The following is a 2456-nucleotide window of genomic DNA, read 5'->3' on the forward strand; positions in this document are numbered from 1 at the left end:
CCGTTTTCGCCGACAAGGTGCGTGAGGCGGCTGAACCCCTGCCGGTTCTGCTGCGCGCGCCGCGCGTGCTGACGCCCGGCGGCTATCGTGCGTGGCTGGCGCCCGCGGCGCTGGCTGAACTGGTGGAAGCGGCGGCATGGAACGGCTTTTCGGCGCGCGCCCAGGCGTCGTCCACCAGCCCGCTTTACAAGCTCAATACGGGCGCAGCGGCGTTCGACAAGCGTATTTCGCTGGCGGAATCGCTCGAACTCGGCATCGCGCCCGCATTCAACGACGACGGCTACTTACGCGCGAGCGTGCCGCTGATCGAGGCGGGGCGCAGTGTGGGGCGGCTGACGAGCGCGCGTTCGGCGCGCGAATACGGGCTGGAGCCCAACGGCGCGCTGCCGCAGGAAATGCCCACGTCGCTTGCGATGGCGGGCGGCGATCTCGCGCAGAGCGATGTTTTAACGCGCCTGGGCACGGGCTTGTATATCGGCAATCTGTGGTACGTGAATTTTTCGGACCGCATGAATTGCCGGCTGACCGGCATGACGCGCTTTGCGACCTTCTGGGTGGAAGACGGCGAGATCGTCGCGCCCGTGGACGCCATGCGCTTCGACGACCATCTCTATGGTCTGCTGGGCGAGCGGCTCGAGGCGCTGGGCGCGCAGCCCGAGATGCTGCTCTCCGATTCCACCTGGGGACAGCGCGCGACCGGCGGCCTGCAATTGCCGGGCGCGCTCGTGAAGTCGTTCGAACTGGTGTTGTAGCGCGAGGGTCGCGCGAACCTGGTGTGAACATGCAGGCGCGCGGGCCGCGCGCCTCGATCGGCAAAGCAGTTCGGAACAGGTGTGCGCAAGTGCAGCACATCGAAAACAACAAGGACGCTCCGATGTCGAACAACGCAATTGCAGAACCGAACGATGCGCTCGTGCTGCGCGGCATTCGCGCAAGCGACGCTGCGCAGCTTCACGAGTTGATCTACGCGCCTTCGATGGCGCACGGCGATCCGCAGACGCCGTTCCGTACGCTCGCGTCCACGCGAGAATGGATCGAAAAACGCTCGCCGCAACTGATCATGATCGGCGCGTGGATGGGCGAGCGGCTGGTAGGCGAAGCGCAGGTTGATATCGGCAAGACGCGCCGTGCGCATGTGGCGGAAATCGGCGTTGGCGTGCATGGCGACTGGCGGCGGCGCGGTGTGGCCACGCGTTTGCTCGACGAAGCGCTCGATCTGACCGATAACTGGCTCGGCTTGCGCCGCCTCGAACTGAAGGTGTTCGTCGATAACGAGGCGGCTATCGCGCTCTATCGCAAGTATGGTTTCGAGGTCGAGGGGCGCTTGCGCGGCCATACGCTGCGCGACGGCGTCTACGTCGACTTGTTTCTGATGGCGCGCTTGCGCGCGCCGTTGCCGTATGCATCGTACGACGAAGCCATGTTGGGGAGCGACGCGCCATGAACCACCGTACCGATACGCCGACGGCCCGCGGCGCGTTCGTCCAGGCCGTGCGTCTGCGCGCCGCCGAACTCGACGACAGCGCCGCGATCGCCGATCTCATGAACCTGCCCGGCGTGCGATCCACCACGCTCTCCAACGGCTATCGCACCGCCGAAGGCGTACGCGCCTGGCTCGAGAACATCAAAGGCAGCTCGACGAGAATCCTCGCGGAATTCGAAGGGCGTCTGATCGGCCAGGCGGAACTGATGGAGCATGACGGGCGGCGTTCGCATTGCGCCTCGCTGGGCGTTGGCGTGCATGACGCGTTCCAGGGGCGCGGCGTGGGTTCGCTGCTGCTTGGCGCATTGCTCGACATGGCGGACACGGCGCTGGGCCTGCGCCGCATCGAACTCCAGGTGTTCGTGAGCAATGCGCCCGCGCTTGCGCTGTACCGCCGCTTCGGCTTCGAGGTGGAGGCGCGCGCACGGGCCGATGCGATTCGCGACGGCGCGCTGCATGACACGTTCCACATGGCGCGCCTGGTGGGCGCGCCCGCGTTCAGCAGCGCGCCCACGCCCGCCGGTTCCCCGATCGCCTTCTGACCCAGGACGCTGCGCGTGCCTTTCTTTTTTATCGACAGACCGGTGTTCGCCTGGGTGATCGCGCTGGCGGTCATGGTGGCAGGCGCTTTTGCCATCACGCAATTGCCGGTCGCCCAGTATCCGCGGCTTTCGCCGCCGCGGATCGTGATCGTCGCGTCCTACCCGGGCGCGTCGGCGCAAACCGTGGACGACAACGTCGCCAGCATCATCGAGGAGAGTCTCGACGGCGCGGACGGCATGCTCTACTACGAGACCACCAGCGATGGGCTGGGCAATCTCGAGATCGACGTGACCTTCGCGCCGGCCACCAATCCCGACATCGCGCTCGTCGACGTCCAGAACCGCATCAAGCAGATCGAGGCGCGCTTGCCGCAGGCCGTCGTGCAGCAGGGCGTGAACGTGGTGAAGGCGTCCAACACCTTCCTGATGCT

Annotated in this window: 4 protein-coding genes; all 4 read left to right on the forward strand. The window is 66.2% G+C overall.

Translation table 11 applies throughout. The annotated features are described in order from the left end of the window. Nucleotides 1–752: metallopeptidase TldD-related protein (locus tag VG320_RS26500; RefSeq protein WP_327203038.1), on the forward strand; the 752-nt coding region annotated here is incomplete at its 5' end. Between the two features lie 122 nt (nucleotides 753–874). After that, the gene (locus VG320_RS26505) at nucleotides 875–1444 is read left to right on the forward strand and encodes a GNAT family N-acetyltransferase (protein ID WP_327203039.1); all 570 of its coding nucleotides are present in this window, start codon (nucleotides 875–877) and stop codon (nucleotides 1442–1444) included. After that, entirely contained in the window at nucleotides 1441–2025 is a 585-nt protein-coding gene (locus VG320_RS26510; protein WP_327203040.1) for a GNAT family N-acetyltransferase, read from the forward strand. Before VG320_RS26505 ends, VG320_RS26510 begins: the two co-directional genes overlap by 4 nt. A gap of 15 nt (nucleotides 2026–2040) precedes the next feature. Further along, the coding region (locus VG320_RS26515; RefSeq protein WP_327203041.1) for an efflux RND transporter permease subunit at nucleotides 2041–2456 on the forward strand (416 nt) is incomplete at its 3' end.

The organism is Paraburkholderia sp. (genome assembly GCF_035948235.1).
Taxonomy (GTDB): domain Bacteria; phylum Pseudomonadota; class Gammaproteobacteria; order Burkholderiales; family Burkholderiaceae; genus Paraburkholderia.